General features: G+C 60.5%; 13 protein-coding genes (1 of these 13 cut by a window edge). 9 read left to right on the top strand and 4 right to left on the bottom strand.

The features are described from left to right. The 3 genes from ACWGKN_RS14210 to ACWGKN_RS14200 form a co-directional block, all read left to right on the top strand. Positions 1-1477, top strand: the 3' portion of a protein-coding gene (locus ACWGKN_RS14210) for a hybrid sensor histidine kinase/response regulator (protein WP_452095501.1). Its footprint begins 581 nt before the window's first position; only the last 1477 of its 2058 coding nucleotides appear in the window; its start codon lies beyond the left edge, outside the window; the stop codon is at positions 1475-1477. Between the two features lie 39 nt (positions 1478-1516). Then, entirely contained in the window at positions 1517-2398 is an 882-nt protein-coding gene (locus ACWGKN_RS14205; protein ID WP_452095500.1) for a TIGR02285 family protein, read from the top strand. 481 nt (positions 2399-2879) lie between these two features. Then, positions 2880-4217: a putative sensor domain DACNV-containing protein gene (locus ACWGKN_RS14200; protein WP_424253802.1), complete on the top strand. Its 1338-nt coding sequence runs from the start codon at positions 2880-2882 to the stop codon at positions 4215-4217. A gap of 105 nt (positions 4218-4322) precedes the next feature. On the opposite strand, the gene ACWGKN_RS14195 is transcribed toward ACWGKN_RS14200, so the two are convergent. After that, positions 4323-4667 (bottom strand): CGGC domain-containing protein, encoded by a 345-nt coding sequence (locus ACWGKN_RS14195; RefSeq protein ID WP_035232486.1) that lies wholly within the window; start codon positions 4665-4667, stop codon positions 4323-4325. Between the two features lie 256 nt (positions 4668-4923). Here ACWGKN_RS14195 and hisC point away from each other — a divergent pair, with 256 nt between their 5' ends. From hisC to ACWGKN_RS14175, 4 genes are all read left to right on the top strand, one after another. Then, positions 4924-5985, top strand: coding sequence for a histidinol-phosphate transaminase (gene hisC / locus ACWGKN_RS14190; protein WP_452095499.1), 1062 nt, complete (start codon positions 4924-4926; stop codon positions 5983-5985). 234 nt (positions 5986-6219) lie between these two features. After that, a complete protein-coding gene (tdh, locus tag ACWGKN_RS14185) occupies positions 6220-7245 on the top strand; it encodes an L-threonine 3-dehydrogenase (RefSeq protein ID WP_424253808.1) in 1026 nt (341 codons plus the stop codon). Positions 7246-7254: 9 nt separating this feature from the next. Further along, positions 7255-8472, top strand: a complete 1218-nt coding sequence (locus ACWGKN_RS14180) for an aminotransferase class I/II-fold pyridoxal phosphate-dependent enzyme (protein WP_424253798.1) — start codon at positions 7255-7257, stop codon at positions 8470-8472. A gap of 268 nt (positions 8473-8740) precedes the next feature. Further along, the gene (locus tag ACWGKN_RS14175) at positions 8741-11353 is read left to right on the top strand and encodes a glycosyltransferase (protein WP_035232493.1); all 2613 of its coding nucleotides are present in this window, start codon (positions 8741-8743) and stop codon (positions 11351-11353) included. Between the two features lie 54 nt (positions 11354-11407). Here the strand turns inward: ACWGKN_RS14175 and ftsH are convergent, their stop codons facing one another. The 3 genes from ftsH to ACWGKN_RS14160 form a co-directional block, all read right to left on the bottom strand. Beyond that, the gene (ftsH, locus tag ACWGKN_RS14170; protein ID WP_035232494.1) at positions 11408-13210 is read right to left on the bottom strand and encodes an ATP-dependent zinc metalloprotease FtsH; all 1803 of its coding nucleotides are present in this window, start codon (positions 13208-13210) and stop codon (positions 11408-11410) included. A gap of 481 nt (positions 13211-13691) precedes the next feature. Further along, complete coding sequence (locus tag ACWGKN_RS14165; RefSeq protein WP_452095498.1) at positions 13692-15506, bottom strand: LTA synthase family protein; 1815 nt, start codon at positions 15504-15506, stop codon at positions 13692-13694. Positions 15507-15563: 57 nt separating this feature from the next. Further along, positions 15564-15887 carry a J domain-containing protein gene (locus tag ACWGKN_RS14160; RefSeq protein ID WP_452095497.1) on the bottom strand — a complete coding sequence of 108 codons (324 nt, stop codon included), beginning with the start codon at positions 15885-15887 and terminating at the stop codon, positions 15564-15566. A 196-nt stretch (positions 15888-16083) separates the two neighbouring features. Here ACWGKN_RS14160 and ACWGKN_RS14155 point away from each other — a divergent pair, with 196 nt between their 5' ends. Next, a complete protein-coding gene (locus ACWGKN_RS14155; protein WP_452095496.1) occupies positions 16084-16527 on the top strand; it encodes a four helix bundle protein in 444 nt (147 codons plus the stop codon). Positions 16528-16657: 130 nt separating this feature from the next. Then, positions 16658-17482 (top strand): tetratricopeptide repeat protein, encoded by an 825-nt coding sequence (locus ACWGKN_RS14150; RefSeq protein WP_035232497.1) that lies wholly within the window; start codon positions 16658-16660, stop codon positions 17480-17482. The last annotated feature ends 18 nt before the right edge of the window (positions 17483-17500 follow it).

The following is a 17500-nucleotide window of genomic DNA, read 5'->3' as shown; positions in this document are numbered from 1 at the left end:
CGATTATTTGGGAAAGATTACCTACGCCAACCAGATAGCAATGCATCGGCTCGGCCTTTCAGAGCGTCTAGAGCAACCGGTGAGCTGGTCAAGTTTTGTCGTCCCCGGATTACAGCAGCAAGCTGCCAGCTATTTCGAAGCTTCGCTTCGTGGAGATGATCCTGGACTGAAGGAATTCCGCCTGGTCTCCAGTGGAGGAGGGACATTTCCGGTCCTTCTCCGCTCATCTCCAATTCTCGAGGATGAAATAACAGTCGGCACCCGGTTTATCGCCATCGATATCAGTGATCGTCATGCTCTGGAAGAACAGCTTCGACGCGCACAGAAAATGAAAGCGATAGGGTTGATGGCAGGAGGTGTCGCTCACGATCTCAACAACATTTTATCGGGGGTGATCAACTACCCTGAACTGATGCTGATCGACCTTCCCGATGACAGCCCGCTCCGCCGTCCGCTCCAGGCCATACGTAAATCGGGTCTGCAGGCTGCCGCGGTAGTCTCGGATCTCCTCACTGTCGCCCGGGGCGTTGCGGCCGTCAAGGTGGTCATCGATCCACGATCCCTCATTCGTGAATATCTCGATTCTCCGGAATTCTATCAACTCACTGCCTTCAATCCACAACTATCGGTTAATACAAATTTTTCTGCCGATATCCACCGAATCTCATGTTCGCCGGTGCACGTAAAGAAATGCCTGATGAATCTCGTCACCAATGCGTTCGAAGCCATCAACGGTAAAGGAACGATCACTATCGCTACTGCCAACCGTTTCATTACCGCTGAACCAGATGAAGGGACGTCATTAGCCGCCGGCGAATATGCTGTCATTACCGTCAGAGACAATGGACCTGGAATTCTGGCCAAGGATCTCAAACATATTTTCGAACCTTTTTATACAAAAAAAACCATGGGCCGTAGCGGGACCGGACTGGGTCTGGCCGTTGTCTGGAATACCATGAAGGACCATGATGGAACTGTCACCGTCACCAGCGATAAAAACGGCACGGTCTTTGACCTTTACTTCCCAAGGACGCAAGCACAGCATACAATAAACAAAGAAACAGCCGACCTCGCAGTGTATCGAGGAACCGGGCAGACCATTCTCGTGGTCGATGACGAGCAGCAGCAACGGGATATAGCCATTCAGGTTCTTTCCAGCCTGGGTTACAGGGTCTCATCCGTTGCATCAGGCGAAGAGGCGGTTGCTTGCGTGCAGAATACGCCATTCGATCTCATCGTCCTTGATATGATCATGGGACCGGGGATGAATGGTCGGGAAACATACGAAAAGATCATTGTCATCTCTCCTGGGCAGAAGGCAATAATTTCGAGCGGTTTCTCACGGGATACGGAAGTCAAGACGACCCAGCGCCTGGGCGCCCGAGGATTCATCAGTAAACCTTATACGATGGAACAACTTGCCAAAATCGTGTTCAACGGACTACATGAAACCGTACCAGACCGCCATATCCCTTAGCCCGGTCAAATGATCGATGAGCCGTCCAGGGAGTTAATCATGTCTTTAGTTTTCAGACACTTCAGGGTATTTTTTATTATTGCAATCGCCATATTGGGTCCATCCATTCCCTCCGATGCCAAGGACTCTATCGGTTGGCTCGAGGCGACTGCCCCTCCTTTTTTCATCCACGAGGGCCAGTACAAAGGACAGGGCTACGAGGACCAGGTCACCGACATCATCATCGAGCACCTGCCACAATACACCCATAGCCGGACTATCGCCAACATCACCCGGCACTATTACGAGTTCGAACAGGGGCACAAGGTCTGCAATGTCGGCCTGTACAAGACCCCTGAGCGCGAGAAGTTCATGTATTTTTCCATCCCCAGTTTTTTCACCTATCCGACGGTGCTGATCATCGATAAATCCAAATGGACTTCCTTCGGCAGGACCAAGCAGGTGAAGCTGGAAGACATATTGAAATCCAAAAAATTGATCATTGGCCGAGGTGAAAACCGCTCGTACGGCAAATTTGTAAACGAGGTCCTGAACCGCTATGGAACAAAACAGAACATTTTCGCCTTCGAAGGACAGGAGCTGTCCCTCCATTTCTTCAAAATGTTGAAGCTCGACCGGCTCGATGGCTTGATAGGCCTGCCGGAAGAGGCAATGTACCAGGCGGAGAGACTGGGAATCCGTGATCAGATCATGACTATAGATATTGAGGAGAACCAGGGAAACCCGGAATCATGGTTCAGCTATGTCGCCTGCTCGAAGACCGAGTGGGGGAGGAAGGCGATCGAGGATATCAACCACGTCCTGATCGAACAGCGACCGAGCGCCCGATATCGGGCCACCTACGAGAGGTGGCTCGATGAAAGCAGCCACGAGGGGTATAGAGAGCTCTACGAAAAGATCTTCCTCACTGTAACCCGGTAGCAATGCGGCAAGCAAGGCGGACCTCTGAGTCAAGACATTAATCGACCGAGTTTAATGCGTGCTGGACTTCAATTGCAGTTGAATACCGCAGTCCAGCTTCGGCCTTGTATTCTGGAGAGTGGAGCTTTCTCTTCTTCGCTTTGCTCATCGATTTTTGGTCCTTATGATTGCGCACCGCTTACATTACTGTCCAGCAACCAGGGTCCGCTCGCTTTTTCGGCATTGGTTATCACATCGCCATTTTCTCTCTATGGTTTCGCCTCCACATCTGCCCTCGTCAAGCACCTTCCATAAGCCAACCTGGACCTCGTTCAGGGTGATGGCGTTTTGTGTGTAGTCCCTCAATACTTCTCTTATTTTCACGATATTCCGGATGCATGAGCCGTCACCCTCGTGTATAGTTGAGGATTATCATCGAGTAAGGCGATGAGATTGGATCAATTGCAGTCTTTCGCCTGCTCCAACCAGGAATTTTTGTTGCATGCACTCATCAGCGTTCCAGCTCGACCAGCAGTTCATCAACCGGCTCTGGGAGAGGATAACCCGGCCGCAGGAAACATCGACGACCGGCTCGGAATTCAGCACCGTTTTTCTCAAAGGCAATATCCCCTCCCCCGAACATCTGGCCCTGATCATCGACGTCGCCTATTGGGCCAGCTTCGCCACCGAGGAGGGAGCCCCGGTCGTGGCCTCGATCATGCTCAAACAATCGGAGCATACCTCGGACACCTTCCACTTTGACAACCCCCTCGATTTTTCCTCGAAAACCCTGGTCAAACTCGGCCCGGCTCTGGAGAACCCGAGGGCCGATATCGGCATCTGGCCGGATCAGAACGGGACGCTGAAAATATGGGGCTTCACCCCGAGTTCGCATGAGCCTGTCAAACCGGACTTCTGGGTTCAGATCCTCGGGCCGGGACGGGTGCTCATCATGTACAGCGGCAGGACCATCGCCGCTCTGACCGGCAACCAGGCCGTGTTCATCGACCCCCGCGGCATATTTCAGACATTGATGCCGAGTATAGCGGCCCAGGCCCACACCAATGACATCAAGCTCCTCAATCTTCTGCGCTACAATGCGATCCTGAAGATCGTCCAGCAGACGCGGGCGCACGGCAAGGGCGGGATCATCCTCGTCGTCCCCGACAACAAGGACTGGATGCAGTCGATCAAACTGCCGATCAAATACACCGGCGGCGCCAATTTCCTCGATATGGACCAGAGGCAGGTGCAGCAGCCCTCCGAGAGCGCCAGCCTCGATCAGGTCCTCAACCTGATCGAGGACCTGAATCTGCCGCACCAGAAGGACTGGGTCAAGGCCTGGCAGCAGGTGCAGCAGCAGATCAGCCGCGTAGCCCGTCTGACCGCCGTCGACGGCGCCCTGGTCATGAACTTCGATCGCTATGTCTACTGCTTTGGCGCCAAAATCAGGGCTCAGAACATCAAGGCCTCTTCTTCCAGCCTCCAGATCATCGAACCCTTCGACGGCGCTGTCGACAGGATCGCCCCCTATTCGAGCCTGAGCGGCACCCGGCACCAGTCGGCCGCCCAGTTCGCCTACGACCAGCCGGGCTCGATCGCCATCGCCGTCTCGCAGGACGGCAATGTCACCATCTTTACCCGCAGCGACCACTCGGACACCATCCACACCATCCAGCACGCGGAGCTGATCCTGCTCCATGAAGGACTCGGCGGCTCGCTGTGGAACCTCTCTCTTTTCTCGGAACTGGGATGGTTTGAAAAAGAGGTCGAAAAGACCGGCAAGAACTACCTTTCCGCCGTCATCCGCTGGATGAAGAATACCCTGCATCGAGAATAAACCTTACTACCTCCTGTCCTGTGGCGGAGGCGGAATGTGAGACGGGACACACGAGATGGGGAACTTCCCGGGTTGAGTTGCCGAATCCGGGAAGTTCCAGCACGATCAATGATAATCGTGGGTGCCGAGTATGACCGTGATGCCGGTCTTTTCTTCGATCATCTGCGCCTTCTCTTCCGGGGTGGTGTAGGGGCAGCCCGGTTTGGCGTTGGCCATGCAGGAACTGAGGTAGATCTCGTCCGGCTTGATCTCCGACAGCTTCATTGCCATGCCGGTGTTCGGCACCAGGGTCCGGCCGGGGCACTCGCACTTGACGAAGGATACCACCGCCTTCGGTTCGCCGAACTTGCCGTCACCCATTGCCGCCGCCTTCAGGCAGCGCCATTCGCCCGGGCAACCGTATCCTGCATCCATGTATGATCCGCAACCGATTATCGCCACCTTTTTCATATCCGACTCCCTTGTATGATGGTAGATTTGAAGCAATCTGTTCACCCTGACGCCCGTCGGAGGCATCGGCGATAACAGACATTGACACATAACCCTAACGCGCCGCTATCGCCCCCGCAAGCCTTTTTCACGTTTACCGGATACTGCCCGTGCCACACCTCTCGCCAAAATCCGAATACGATTGACAATCGGGGCGATATCGGACAAATAGCAACTGATCGATCACCCCCCATAGACCAAATAAGGACAGCGCATCATGAGCCGTTTCTGGAATCCGATCCTCCGCGATCTCAAACCCTATGTGCCCGGCGAACAACCCAAGGCCGACCGGCTGGTCAAACTCAATACCAATGAGAACCCCTATGGCCCGTCGCCCTTGGCCGTCGCCGCCATCCAGGCTGACGCCAACGACAGCCTGCGCCTCTATCCCGACCCGGAAGCCACCGCCCTCAGGGAGGCAATAGCCCGGTATCACGGCCTTTCGCTCGACCAGGTCTTTGTCGGCAACGGCTCCGACGAGATCCTCGCCCACACCTTTCTCGGCCTGCTCAAGCACGAAAAACCGCTGCTCTTTCCGGACATCACCTACAGCTTTTACCCGGTATACTGCGGTCTCTACCAGATACGCCATGAACTGGTGCCGCTGAAAGACGACTTCACCATCGATCCGGACGATTACCGGCGGGACAACGGCGGGATCATCATCGCCAACCCCAATGCCCCGACCGGCCTCGGTCTGCCGCTGGCGGCGATCGAAAGGATCCTGGCGGCCAACCCCGATTCGGTGGTCGTCGTCGACGAGGCCTATATCGATTTCGGCGGGACGAGCGCCGTCGGCCTGATCGCCGCTTATCCCAACCTGCTGGTCATCCACACCCTGTCGAAATCCCGGTCTCTGGCCGGGCTGCGGGTCGGGTTCGCGATGGGGCAGCGCGAACCGATCGAGGGCCTCGAGCGGGTCAAGGACAGTTTCAACTCCTATCCCCTCGACCGGCTGGCCATCGTCGGGGCCGTGGCGGCCATCGACGATCGGGCCTATTTCGAGGAGACGCGGACCAGGGTCATCCGTACCCGGGAAGAAATGACCACTGGCCTGCAGGCCCTGGGCTTCGAGGTGCTGCCGTCGCAGGCCAATTTCGTCTTCGCCCGTCACCCGGCCCATGACGCTGCGGCACTGAGCATGCGCCTGCGGGAGCGGGGCATCATCGTCCGCCATTTCCGTCTGCCGCGGATCGACCAGTTCCTCCGCATCACCATCGGTACCGATGCCGCCTGCGCCGAACTGGTGACCGCGCTGGCAGAGATCCTGAAGGGCTGAACGGGATATACTCAGATCTGCTGCATCCGACCGGGGGGCGGCACAAAAACCCTGCCCTGGTCTTGCTTCCCCCATTTTTCTGTTGTACTCCATCAATATGGGGTGCAGACGAATACGGTCCCCGACCATCGAAGGGAGGAGCCGGTTCAGTCACGACCTGCCGCCCTCGCCAGGGGCCAGGCAGTCGAGCTCACCGTACGGCAGCTTTATGGCAAGGAGCGGATGATGAAGAAGATGCGGGCGCTGGTCAAGACCGAGGCGGGTGTGGGGCTCAGGCTGATGGAAATCCCGGTCCCGGTGCCGGGCAGCAACGAGGTGCTGATCAAGATCGTCAAGACCGCCATCTGCGGCACCGACGTCCATATCTACAATTGGGACCCATGGGCCAGGAAGACAATCCAGGTGCCGCTGACCATCGGCCACGAATTCGTCGGCACCGTCGCCGCGGTCGGGGATAATGTCCATGATTTCCACCCGGGCGATCTGGTCTCGGGCGAGGGCCATCTCGTCTGCGGCCACTGCCGCAACTGCCTCGCCGGCCGGCGCCACCTCTGCAACAAGACCAGCGGCGTCGGGGTCAACCGGGCCGGGGCCTTCGCCGAATACCTCGCCATCCCGGTGACCAATGTCTGGTACTGCGACCGGGCCATCCCGACCGACATCCTCACCTGCTTCGATCCCCTCGGCAACGCCGTCCACACCGCCCTGTCCTTCGACGTCCTCGGCGAGGATGTGCTGATCACCGGCGCCGGCCCGATCGGCTGCATGGCGGCGGCCATCGCCCGCCTGGCCGGAGCCCGCCACGTGGTGGTCACCGACGTCAACCCCTACCGCCTCGAACTGGCCCGGAAGCTTGGCGCCACCCTCACCGTCGATGCGGCGAAGGAGGATCTGGCCGAGGTCCAGCAGCGGCTCGGGATGCGCGAGGGTTTCGACGTGGCGATGGAGATGTCGGGCAGCCCGGCCGCCCTCCAGGCCATCCTCGCCAACATGTGCCACGGCGGCAAGATCGCGATGCTCGGCATCATGCCCGGCGAGACGGCGATCGACTGGAACACCGTGGTGTTCAACGGCCTGACCATCAAGGGGATCTACGGCCGCGAGATGTTCGAGACCTGGTACAAGATGACGGCGATGATCCAGACCGGCCTCGACATCAGTCCGCTGATCACCCACCGCTTCCCCTTCACCGAATTCGAGCAGGGGTTCGAGGTCATGCGTTCCGGCCGCTCGGGCAAGGTCATCCTCAACTGGGAATAGGGAGGCGCCATGGCATTGGAGCGGCTGGACGCGGCCTTGACCGCGGAACTGCAGTACCTGGCAGACGAAGGCCGGAGCAAGGCGCCGGAGCGGGTCATCAGCGGCTGCATCCCGAGCGACGACGTCCACGGCCCACGCTACACCCTGGAAGGCTATGACCGCCCTTTCCTGCGGATGAATTCCAACTCCTACCTCTCCCTCGCCTTTCACCCGGCCCTGCTGCAGGCGGCCGACCAGGCCGGCCGCCGCTACGGGGTCGGGCCGGGGGCGGTGCGGTTCATCGACGGCACCTTTGCACCCCATATCGCCCTCGAGCAGCGGATCGCCCGCTTCGTCGGCCGTCCGGCGGCGCGAATCTTCAATTCCGCCTACACCGCCAACTGCGGTCTGGCCCTGACCCTGGCCACCCCCTTAACCCACTGGATCGGCGACCAGCTCAACCACAACAGCATCATCCGGGCGATGCGCATCGCCGGAGTTCCGGGCGCCAACAAGGGTATCTACCGCCACAACGACATGAACGACCTGCGCCGCTGCCTCGATGCGGTCGATCCGGCGATGGAGCGGGTGGTGGTGATCTTCGACGGGGTCTTCAGCATGCGCGGCGACCATGCCCCGATCGACCGGATCGTCGAGCTGTGCCGTGAGTATCACGAGCAATTCCGCGACGGGGTGATCACGATCGTCGACGATTCGCACGGGATCGGCGCCTACGGGGCGACCGGCCGCGGCACCGCCGAGTTCTGCGGCGCCATGCCGGATATCGTCGTCGGCACCTTCGGCAAGGCCTTCGGCGTCAACGGCGGCTTCATCGCCGCCAGCGCCACCATCGTCGAGGCGGTGCGACAGAAGGCCGACACCTACATCTACACCAACCCGCTCGGCGCCGCCGACTGCGCCGCCGCCGCCAGTGCCATCGACCTCTGCGACAGCGGCGAAGGTCTGGCCCTGCTCGCCACCCTCCAGCGGCGGACTCGGCAACTGCGGGCCGGCCTGGCCACCCTCGGCCTGGAATCGATCCCCGGCCCCCATCCGATCGTGCCGCTGCTGGTGCGGGACACGACCGCGACCCGGCGGCTGGTCAACCACCTGTTTAACAACGGGGTGCTGGCGGTCGGCCTGACGTATCCGGTGGTCCCGCAGGGCGACGAGACCATCCGCTTCCAGGTCAACGCCGGTCACACCGAGGCCGATATCGATTTCCTGCTCAGTCTGTTGAACGTTTAACCGTTCAAACGTTCAATACGTTTTCCGCCCTTTTCTTCACCGCAGCTCTGTGCTATATAGACGGCCGAACTTCCAGGGCTGACCGGATTTTCGCCCTTCACCCCTCCTGGTCCCGGCGGTGAATTCCCTTGACTGGACGAACACCGCCATGTAACCATGAGTTGATGCATAACTGCTCCATTCCACACGAATTCAGCCCAATGAGGAACCGGCCACAGACGGGAAATCTCCGCCGCTGTACCGGCTCCGCCTGCAAGGATAGACCCGCATGAACCGTTCCGGGATTTTTATCACCATCATCATGGGTGGGCTCGCCGCCCTGCTGTGGATGCTGGTCAACTCCCCCGATATCGAACCGCCCTGGCCGGAGATGGTCCAGGGCTTTTCCTTCTCGCCCTACCGCGCCGGGCAATCGGCCGAACTCAATATCTTCCCGACCGAGGCCGAGATCGAGGAGGATCTGGCCCTGCTGGCCGGCGACTCCCATGCCGTCCGCTCCTACAGCGTCAAGGGGACACTGGCGGCCATCCCCCGCCTCGCCGCGGAGAAGGGGCTCAATGTGGTCCTCGGGGCCTGGATATCGAATATCGACAAGGACAACGAGGAAGAAATCCAGAAACTGATCAAGGTCTACCGGGAGAACCACCGCAACATCGTCCGGGTGATCGTCGGCAACGAGACCCTGCTCCGCACCGAGCAGACCGTGCCGCAGATGATCAAGCACCTCGAGCGGGTTCGCAAATCGGTGTGGGCCCCGGTGAGTTGCGCCGAGCCCTGGCACATCTGGCTCGAGCATCCGGAACTGGTTGAACACGTCGACTTCATCGCCGTCCACCTGCTGCCGTACTGGGAGGGCATTCCGATCGAAGAGGCCGTCAACTACTGCGTCCTCCGCTACAACGAGCTGCGCCGGAAATACCCGGACAAACCGATCGTCATCACCGAGGTCGGCTGGCCGAGCAACGGCCGCACCCGCGACCAGGCGGTGGCCAGCCAAGCCAACCAGGCCAAGTTCCTGCGCCGGTTTCTCGCCACCGCCGAGAAGAACGGATACACCTACTATATCATGGAGGCCTTCGACCAGGTGTGGAAGAAATCGGCCGAGGGCGAGGCCGGGGCCCACTGGGGGGTCTACAACGCCAAGCGCCTGCCGAAGTTCTCGTTCCGCGAGCCGCTCGTGGCGGTACCGCAGTGGCGCGACCTGGCGGCGATCAGCATCGCCCTGTCGGTGGTACTGCTGTTCCTGCTGTTCCGCGACAGCGGCACCATGAAGACCTCGGGGCGCGGCTTTCTCGCCGTGATCGCCTTCTCGATTGCGACCTTCGCGGTGTGGATCGTCTACGACTTCTCGCAGCAGTACATGTCGACCAGCGGCCTGATCGTCGGCATCATCCTCTTCTTCGCCGCCCTCGGGGCCATCGTCGTCATCATCGCCGAGGCCCACGAATGGGCGGAAGCGCTGTGGATCCAGAACTGGCGCCGCCTGCCGCACGCCGAAACAGATCAGGCCATCACCTACCATCCCAAGGTCTCGGTCCACGTCCCGGCCTACAACGAGCCGCCGGACATGCTCAAGCAGACCCTCGACGCCCTGGCCGCCCTCGACTACCCCAACTTCGAAGTCCTGATCATCGACAACAACACCAAGGACCCGGCGGTGTGGCAGCCGGTGGAAGAGTACTGCCGGGAACTGGGGCCGTGCTTCCGCTTTTTCCATGTCGACCCGCTGGCCGGCTTCAAGGCCGGGGCGCTCAACTTCGCCCTGCGCGAGACCGCCCCCGACGCCGAGATCATCGCCGTCATCGACAGCGACTACATCGTCGACCACAACTGGCTCCGCGCCCTGGTGCCGCAGTTCCGCGATCCCAAGATGGCGATCGTCCAATCACCGCAGGACTACCGCGACGACACCGAGAACGCCTTCAAGGCCATGTGCTACGCCGAGTACCGCGGTTTTTTCAACATCGGCATGATAACCCGCAACGAGCGCAACGCCATCATCCAGCACGGGACGATGACCATGGTCCGCCGTTCGGTGATGGATGAGATCGGCGGCTGGGCCGAGTGGTGCATCACCGAGGACGCCGAGCTGGGCCTCAGGATCTTCGAGAAGGGCTATTCCGCCACCTACCTGGCGCACAGCTACGGCCAGGGCCTGATGCCGGACACCTTCATCGACTTCAAGAAGCAGCGTTTCCGCTGGGCCTACGGGGCGGTGATCATCGTCCGCCACCACCTGATGAAACTGATCGGCCTCGAATCGACCAACCTGACCCTCGGCCAGCGCTACCACTTCATCGCCGGCTGGCTGCCGTGGTTCGCCGACGGCATCAACCTGCTGTTCAACTTCGCCGCCCTGGCCTGGACCGTCGGCATGGCGCTGTTCCCCCTCCACGTCGCCCCGCCGCACATCATCTTCGCCATCCTGCCGCTGACGCTGTTCGTCTTCAAGAGCCTGAAGATGTTCTTCCTCTACCGCCGCCGGGTGGCGGCCAACATGCGCCAGAGCCTGGCCGCCGGCCTGGCCGGGCTGGCCCTGTCGCACGTCATCGCCCAGGCGATGCTCACCGGCTTCATCACCCGCGGCATCGGCTTCTTCCGCACCCCGAAACGGGCCAAGGCCAACGCCCTGCTCCAGGCGCTGCTCGACTCCCGTGAAGAGCTGCTGTTTTTGATCGCCCTGGTCCTGGCCGCCTATGCCGTGCTGCAGCGGCCCGACGGGGTGATGCTCGATATCCGGGTCTGGGCCCTGGTCCTGAGCGTCCAGAGCGTCCCGTACGCCGCCTCGGTGCTGGTGTCGCTGATCAGCGGCATGCCGTGGCTGTCGGCGCGACTGGTCGGCAAGATGCGGCCGCTCGAGACCAATCCGGGCCGTAAATAGCAGGCGATCGGTTGCGGCCGTCGCAGACCGCAACCGATCGCTCCGCCATCCCGCTCAATCTTCCTTCACCATGCCGATGAACTCCTCCTCCAGCAGCACCTCTTTCTCCAGCAGCAGTTCGGCGATCGCCGCAAGCTTGTCCCTGCGCTCCGTCAGCATCTCCATGACATGCTGGTGCCGCTGATCGAGGATCTCTCTGGTCTCGGCATCGATCCGAGTGGCTGTGTCGTCGCTGAAGTCCCGTCCTCCGGCATAGCCGTGCTCGGTGGGGAGAAAGACCGGACCCCGCTGACGAGGGTAGGTCGAGAGGCCGAGGGTCTTGCCCATGCCGTACTCGACGATCATCGCCCGGGCGATATCGGTGGCTCGCGTCAGATCGTTGCCGGCCCCGGTGGTCACGCTGTCGAAGAAGATCTGCTCCGCCACCCGGCCGCCGAGCAGGACATCGATCTTCGCCAGCAGTTCGTCGGCGCTCATCAGGTAGCGGTCCTCGGTCGGCCGCTGCTGGGTATAGCCGAGGGCGGCAAGGCCGCGGGGGATGATCGAAATCTTGTGCACCGGCTCTGAACCCGGCGTCAGGGTGGCCACCAGGGCATGACCGACCTCGTGGTAGGCGACGATCTTCTTCTCCTGCGGATTGATGACCCGGTTCTTCTTCTCCAGCCCGCCGACGATCCGGTCCACCGCCTCGTCGAGATCGACGGTCGAGACCTTCTTGCGCCCCTTGCGGACGGCGAGCAGGGCCGCCTCGTTGACGGCGTTGGCCAGATCGGCGCCGGTAAAGCCGGCGGTCTTCTGGGCGATCACCCGGATATCGACTTCGTCTTCGAGCTTGACCTTCCTGACATGGATCTTCAGGATCTCTTCGCGGCCGTTGACGTCGGGCCGGTCGATCAGTACCTGGCGGTCGAAGCGGCCGGATCGCAGCAGGGCCGGATCGAGGACCTCGGGCCGGTTGGTCGCCGCCATGATGACGATCCCCTTCTGGGTATCGAAACCGTCCATCTCCACCAGCAGCTGGTTCAGGGTCTGTTCCCGCTCGTCGTGGCCGCCGTAGCCGCCCGCCCCCCGCGCCTTGCCGAGGGCGTCGAGCTCGTCGATGAAGATGATGCAGGGGGCCTTATCCCTCGCCTGATCGAACAGATCCCGGACCCGGGCGGCGCCCATGCCGACGAAGAGCTCGACAAACTCGGACCCGCTCATCGAAAAGAACGGCACCCCGGCCTCGCCGGCGACGGCCCGGGCGATCAGGGTCTTGCCCGTCCCCGGTGGGCCGACCAGCAGCACGCCCTTGGGCATCTGGCCGCCGACCTCCAGATAGCGCTCCGGCCGGGCGAGATAATCGACGATCTCCTGCAGTTCCTCCTTGGCCTCATCGGCCCCGGCGACATCGCCAAAACGGGTGTCGATATCTTTTTCGCCGACGATCTTGGCCTTGTTCTTGCCGAAATTCATGATGCCCGCCTGGCCGCCCTGCAGCTTTCGCATCAGCAGGTACCAGATGCCGAAGAACAGCAGGATCGGCACAAACCACGACAGCAGGGTCTTGAAGAAGGTATTTTCCACCTGGCCGGAAAATTTGACGTTATGCTCAGCCAGCTTCTGGGTCAGGTCGGAGTCGACCCGGACGGTGGTGAAGACGACCTCGCCGTCGCCGGTCTCGTTCTTCATCTTGCCGCTGATCCGGTCCTGGCCGATGGCGATCTCGATCACCTTGTCCTGCGTCAGCGCCTGGATGAATTCACTGTAGGGAATGACCTTGGCGCGGAACTGGTCGAAGATCAGGCTCTGGAGCAGAAGCACCCCCCAGACTGCCGCCAGTACATACCAGACATTGAACTTGGTGTTGTTTTCCATGTGTTCCCATCTCCCGAGGTGAGGCCGGAAGCGAAGATGTCCACCGTTTTCCATCCGGCAGCTGTTGCAGGCAACCGCAATCCACACTCAAACGATATATCCCTCAATTCCGAACAGCAAGGGATACTTGCAAAAAATCGAGACACCCGAGTAGCGGCGGACCGGTCGGGAGGACATTACGGGGATCGGGAAACTGAATGTCTGCCTCCCCTGTCATCTCGACATCCTCCCTGTCGTCTCGACCTTTATCCCCTGTTATCTCGACCTTTACCCCTGTCATCTCGACCGCTAGGGAGAGATCTCCTGCCGGAAAGACGAGATTTCTCGCTGACGCTCGAAATGACAGAAAAGCGCCCGAATTGACAGGAAGGCGCCTGACATGTCAGGAAGGCGCCTGACATTTCAGGAAGGGGCCTGACATGTCAAGCAATACTCGACAGGACAACAATGCCTGTTCCCGTCTTGCCCACTGCCGATCCTGCTATTCGGCAAGAGGCTCCGCCTTCAGGACAAACCGGGAACCGCTGAAGAGATCGCGGGAAACAGTGATCAAGGCCTGCAGCCACCGATCCGTGACCTCGCATGGTCCCTGTTCCTGCTGCTCCTCCCGGCAGACCGTCTGCCGGCCGCCGTCGCCCGCCCAGTACATGCCGGGCAGAGGCCGGACGGCCAGATCTCCGGGCGGGGTCGAGAGCCTGATCACGTCCGGTCCGGCCAGGCCGAGAAGATCAAGGATCATCGCCGGCAGCCGGTACATCGGCACGTCACCGAGGGGCAGCGGGCCGCGGCGGCCGTCGATGACCACCAGCGGGGTGGCGGTCAGGGTATAGACCATCCGGTCGGTCATCATCGCCCGGTTGTCGGTCAGCAGCTTCGAGCGCAGATAGCCGTAGAAGCCGGGCCCGAGGAAGGGCAGGTGGTCGCCGAACAGAACGATCAGGCCATCCGGGTCGTCGCGGCGCAGGATCTCGAGGAAATCCATCAACTCGCGCGACTTGTAGTACATCAGATTGACATAGGCGTTGAGCAGGGCGTTCTTGTCGGTGGTGGTGATCATCCTCGGCCTGGCGGCGTTGAGGGGATAATCGACATGGCCGAAATAGGTCAGCAGGAAATTGAAGACCGGCCGGTCGCGGTCGGCGCGACTGCCGATCTTGTCCATGGTCTGGCGATAGAGCGAGGCATCGCTCAAGAACTCGCCGTTGAGGTCGTCGAGGACGAAGTCGCGGTCCGACCAGTAGGTCTCGAAACCGATGCGCCGGTAAGCGTTGACCCGGTTCCAGAACCCGGCGACATTGGGGTGCGAGGCGATGCCGTGGTAGCCGGCCTCCTGCAGGATCTGTGGCAGGCAGGGGGCCTGGTTGCGCAGGCCGGACTCGAAGTAGACATGATTCTCGGTCACCGGGAAGCCGCACAGGGCCTCGAACTCGGCGTTGGCGGTATAGCCGCCGAAGATCGGCGACAGGACATGGGAATCGCCGGCCTGCCGCCACAGCTCGCGGAACCGCGGATCGAGAGGGTCCATCGACAGGCCGGAACCGGTGAGCAGGGCGGCGTCCCAGAACGACTCGAGCACTATCATGTGGACGTTGCGCCGCGGCGAACCGGCCGGCGCCGCTGGAGGGGAGAACGCGGCGGCATTCGGCCGCAGCACCGCCAGGGCCGCATCGACCTCCGCCGCCGACGGCATGCTGCCGCTTCGGACCCGGTGCCGCAACGATTCCTGGACGAGATGGATCACCACGCCCCGGCTTTCGAGATTGCCGCGCTGGTTCCAGACGCTGTTCCTGAACACCTTGTCCATCATCGCCACCGCCGGTCCCGCCACCTGCAGCACCCCCCAGACGGCCACGACGTACAGGACGAGCAGCAGCCAGGTCCGACGCCGCCGCCAGTTGATCATCAGCAGCAGCAGGGCAAAGGGCAGGACAACGATGGCGATGGCCCCGGCCAGCTGCCAGCCGGTGAGGAGCATGAAGAGATTGGGCAGGGCGATGAAATCGTCCGGCATGACCGGGGTGCCGTAAAACTGGATCTTGCCGGCATTGCAGAGATTGAGCGCGGCGACGAACGCCGCGACGGTCGGCAGGGTGAAGCGCAGCCGCCCCGACAGGCTGTAGCAGATAATCGCGAACAGCAGATGCGCCGCCAGGTCCTGCGGCAGGGCCGCCGGCTCGGGCGCGACGTGAAAAACGAAATGGCTGATCCCCTGGATCAGGGCGTACCAGATGACGACGAAGGCGACGAGGATGGACCACCGGGCGGTCCGGGAAAGAGTGTCTGTCTGCAGTTTCAAGCTGTTATCCATGCAAGACCTCAAGTCTCGCTCTCGAGGTCCATTCCGCCGCAACCATCACTCCTCCACCCCTTTCTCGTCCCGCCACATGGGGGCATTACCGAACCGCCTGAGCCACCATTCCTCGGGGGTCAGATGCCGTTGCGCCACATCTTCGGCAAAGGAGTATTCGTACTCGCTGCAGTAGCGGCTGATGACCTTATAGGCGGCGATGATCTCCCTGGTCCTGGCGGCGCACTCCTGCTGATCCGCACCACTGCAGCGGTCCGGATGCCACTTCGCCAGCAGCCGCCGGTACTGCGACTTGATCTCTCGCATCGTCGCCGTCACCGGCAGGTCGAGGACCCGCCGGGCGGCGGAAATTTCGTCAAATGTCCGCATCGGTTCTCCATTAATTCCGACATTGTAAGTACTGGCCGGATTTTTGTCGACCGGATTCACTCCGCCCCCCTGTTCCGCCGCCAATGTCCGGCCAGGAGCGCTTTTGCCGGTTGTCCCGCTCCGATCCCGGTGTTAGGATGGCACGATTAAACGATTAAACGATTAAACGATTAAACATCCCCCAGAAGTGATGAGTATGACAAATTTTGAAGACCTGGAAATCTGGAAGCTCGCCCGTTACCTCACCGGACAAATATACCAGTTGACCCGCAATGGCAATTTTGTAAAAGACTACAGCCTGTGCAACCAGATTCAGCGGGCCTCTGTCTCAGTGATGTCCAACATAGCCGAAGGGTATGAACGTGGCGGCAACCAGGAATTCATTCAGTACCTGGCGATTGCCAAGGGAAGCTGCGGCGAGGTTCGCTGCCAGCTGTATATCGCCTTTGATCAGAAATACATCGACAAGACGGATGCCGACAATCTGCTCGATCAGCACCGAAAACTCTCCATCATGATCTACAAATTCATGGAACACCTGAAAGGCAGCGGATTTAAAGGCACAAAATACAAGGCCCCGAAACCCGACCCCGAACTGGCCGAATTTGACGCCCTGCTGCAGAGTTATTTGAAAAAATAATCGCTTGATCGCTTGATCGCTTGATCGCTTAAACGCTTAAACGCTTAAACGCTTAAACGCTTAAACGCTTAAACGCTTAAACGCTACCCCGGCCACTGAAAAAATCCATAAAAAAAGGCAGCCACCAACCATGCAACTCGATTTATTCAACTGGGATCGTATAGAAATCGGCGTCGGCCGCAACAGCCTGGCAAGGCTTGACTTCACCGACGCCCGACATAGTTTCAACCTCGTCCTGCGCGGCTTCCCCAACCATCCCGAGGCCGCCCAAAGCATGGAGGAGCTGCTGTATTGGGAGAAAACTCTCGCCGAGTTCGACGCACTTCCCCCCGAAACCGCCCCGCCCTTCCTCTGGGCCACCATACGCCGATTCCCCTTCGATGCCGCCGACTATTCGCAACAGCTGCGGCGCTCCCTGATCCAGCGCCTGCTGACCACCCTTGCCGACCGACCGACATTCTACGCCCCTCCGGACCTCTGCAGCGGCTATCTCCATCTGCAACTCGGCGATCTCGCCGCCGCCGTGACGGCCCTGCGATCCCTGATCCAATCCCGCCCGGACAGCGGCCTGCCCCATCTCTACCTCGGCGAGGCGCTCTACCGCCAGGGACGGACGGAACGCTCCGGTCCCTGTTACGCCAGGGCGCTGCTCCTGAACCCGGAGGCGGTTTCATCTGAAGCAATCATCCACCAACCGCTGGCGGAGATCATCAAGGAATACGGCCCTTCCCTGGCGCCGATCCACGCCTTTCTCCAGGGTATCCTCCCCCTGGTGGCGGACGATTCCCTGCCGGTCACCCCCGCAACCACGATCTACAGAGCCCTGCAACAGGCCGAACAGGCCCGACGGAACGGCAGACACCAGGACATGATCGCCGCCCGCCGCGAACTGAAAAACCTGTCGGCCGATATTTTTCAAGAGTATCTGGACACTTTGGAAGGATCGACCGTATAACAAGGTTGGATATCCGAA

The sequence above is a fragment of the Desulfoprunum sp. genome, from assembly GCF_053613775.1.
Note: the sequence above shows the minus strand (reverse complement) of the source record. Positions and strands in the feature narration are given on the sequence as shown.

Coding starts and splice junctions, on each gene's coding strand:
- ACWGKN_RS14180 (WP_424253798.1), top strand. CDS start 7,255: ATGGCATTGGAGCGGCTGGACGCGGCCTTGACCGCGGAACTGCAGTAC.
- hisC (WP_452095499.1), top strand. CDS start 4,924: ATGAGCCGTTTCTGGAATCCGATCCTCCGCGATCTCAAACCCTATGTG.
- ACWGKN_RS14150 (WP_035232497.1), top strand. CDS start 16,658: ATGCAACTCGATTTATTCAACTGGGATCGTATAGAAATCGGCGTCGGC.
- ACWGKN_RS14160 (WP_452095497.1), bottom strand. CDS start 15,887: ATGCGGACATTTGACGAAATTTCCGCCGCCCGGCGGGTCCTCGACCTG.
- tdh (WP_424253808.1), top strand. CDS start 6,220: ATGCGGGCGCTGGTCAAGACCGAGGCGGGTGTGGGGCTCAGGCTGATG.
- ACWGKN_RS14155 (WP_452095496.1), top strand. CDS start 16,084: ATGACAAATTTTGAAGACCTGGAAATCTGGAAGCTCGCCCGTTACCTC.
- ACWGKN_RS14205 (WP_452095500.1), top strand. CDS start 1,517: ATGTCTTTAGTTTTCAGACACTTCAGGGTATTTTTTATTATTGCAATC.
- ACWGKN_RS14200 (WP_424253802.1), top strand. CDS start 2,880: ATGCACTCATCAGCGTTCCAGCTCGACCAGCAGTTCATCAACCGGCTC.
- ACWGKN_RS14195 (WP_035232486.1), bottom strand. CDS start 4,667: ATGAAAAAGGTGGCGATAATCGGTTGCGGATCATACATGGATGCAGGA.
- ftsH (WP_035232494.1), bottom strand. CDS start 13,210: ATGGAAAACAACACCAAGTTCAATGTCTGGTATGTACTGGCGGCAGTC.
- ACWGKN_RS14175 (WP_035232493.1), top strand. CDS start 8,741: ATGAACCGTTCCGGGATTTTTATCACCATCATCATGGGTGGGCTCGCC.